The organism is Shimia sediminis (genome assembly GCF_003990645.1).
GTDB lineage: Bacteria > Pseudomonadota > Alphaproteobacteria > Rhodobacterales > Rhodobacteraceae > Shimia > Shimia sediminis.
Genome location: NZ_RYZK01000048.1, coordinates 1 through 898, shown reverse-complemented (window position 1 = coordinate 898; position 898 = coordinate 1). Strand labels below are relative to the sequence as shown.

Annotated in this window: 1 protein-coding gene; it reads left to right on the top strand. The window is 46.7% G+C overall.

What is annotated here, in order from left to right; genetic code table 11:
- Window positions 1-198: 198 nt before the first annotated feature.
- The gene (locus EK369_RS22820; protein ID WP_235871510.1) at window positions 199-597 is read left to right on the top strand and encodes a hypothetical protein; all 399 of its coding nucleotides are present in this window, start codon (window positions 199-201) and stop codon (window positions 595-597) included.
- The last annotated feature ends 301 nt before the right edge of the window (window positions 598-898 follow it).

Below are 898 nucleotides of genomic sequence, written 5' to 3'. Positions count from 1 at the left end.
GTTCGAACTAAAGAAACAACATGTTTGTAAAACTGGTAGTATTCGCTTGTATATCATCTGTAGCCCTTGCGGCATACAATGGCCCATTGGCGGGTGGTGAGCCTGCACATCGTTACCCAGCTGGAGTCGACCCATCAGCATGCCCCAACTTCCCCCACTGCAACAACCCAGCTGTAGCCGTTAACCAACAGCCAGCCCATGCATGGAACGCCCAACCACAATGGAACGCTGCTCCCCAAAACCAATGGAACCCCGCTCCCCAAAACCACTGGAACTCAGCTCCCCAAAACCAATGGAACGCTGCTCCTCAACAATGGAACGCCCAACCCTCATGGAACAACAACCAAAACGCTCTTGACAGTGGTGCCTATACCGGTGATGGTGATTGGCACGGAGAAGGGCTTGCTGAAGCTGGCGCTTTCGGAGACATCAGCCACAACTTCAACGACCCTGCTCCAGGACACCCAATTCCCCAAGCTGCTCACCACGTTCCAGTTCCTGGACTTCCCGCTCAACTCCCCGCAGGTGTTGACGCACACGCCTGCCCCAACTACCCATACTGCCACTAAAAACTTAAACAAGCTAGACACCAGCTGACAAACTGTTGTACAGATAAAATTAATAAAGTAACTAATTGCGATAGCACTTAGTACATAATAAGCCTACGCTGTGTTAAAAATTAAAATTTCTTCTATCTTCTTCTTCTACTTCTTTTTTTATTTTTCAGTATTTTCATTTCTGTCTAATGTCTCACTATTTCTTTCTCTTGTTCTTGCTCTCTGTCTTCCTGCTCTCATCTGAAAGTCTGTTATTTAAGGTAAACTTTTACCATTTTCTAGTTTAAATTTAACCTTGCAGCAGATGCGTGCAGCGGATAAAATGCCTCGTAAGCGTTGAC

Bases quoted from the DNA above. Each gene is read 5' to 3' on its own strand.
- EK369_RS22820 (WP_235871510.1), top strand. From the start codon at position 199: ATGCATGGAACGCCCAACCACAATGGAACGCTGCTCCCCAAAACCAAT.